General features: G+C 35.5%; 1 protein-coding gene. It reads left to right on the top strand.

From position 1 onward, the window contains the following. Positions 1–32: 32 nt before the first annotated feature. Positions 33–903: hypothetical protein (locus DSM106972_RS36840; protein ID WP_201800834.1), on the top strand; the 871-nt coding region annotated here is incomplete at its 3' end.

The raw sequence follows: 903 nt of genomic DNA, 5'->3' as shown, positions 1-903 counted from the left end.
CAAATCATTGTCAAGCACATTCATAAAATTAAATGGCTCAATACAAACACGACCGATTCTTCAAATTCTATATTCAATCCTTATATAAAACTAAAGGAGATACCCTACAGAATATCCAAGTCCACAACGACGAAGACCTGGAAATTGATTTAATGTTTATAGTCAAAGAAAATCAAGAATGGCAACAAGAAAATTTAGGATTATTCGACAAATTAATGCGAGAGCATCCAACAATAATCATCGAACATTATAGCTCATACTTAGAAGAAAGCGATGTTAGCAAATCGATTACTCGGAAAAATCTATATTGGGAACAAAAGCAAAAAGAACTGATAGAAAATGCCAAAAGCCAACAGCAGTTAACAGCTTCTAAACGACTGGACAAACAAGCAAAGCAACAAATAGAAAATCAAAATCCATTTACCTGGATACTAACAGTTAATTGTAGTGAGAAACTATTAAATTTATGTAATGCTCAACCAGCTAGTAAATTAGGCGCCGGTGTATATCGACTTCCCCAAATATTACGGATGGGAATAGTAATTATTGACCAATTGGGTGATAGTCCTGACACCATCTGGTTAAAAATGTTAGGAGATAAAGAAAGTGCGAAAATCGCTTTTGAATCAATCAAACAGCTATCACCAGACCGTAGAGAGAAAAATGATATAATTAGCGCATGTGTAAAATACTGCGTTTACCTACAAAACATACCTACCGATAACTTAACTCCGGAGGACGAAGATTTTATGAAAACAATGGCAGAAGTCGATGCTTGGTATGAAGCTGAAATGGACAAGGCTAGGTTAGAAGGCGAACTAAAAGGCGAACTAAAAGGCAAGCTAGAAGGCAAGATTGAGTTGGCAAGTAATATAATTCGAGTCAAGTTTGGGGATGAAATCT

This window comes from Dulcicalothrix desertica PCC 7102 (genome assembly GCF_003991905.1).
Lineage (GTDB): Bacteria > Cyanobacteriota > Cyanobacteriia > Cyanobacteriales > Nostocaceae > Dulcicalothrix > Dulcicalothrix desertica.
This window is presented reverse-complemented; position numbering and strand designations above follow the sequence as displayed.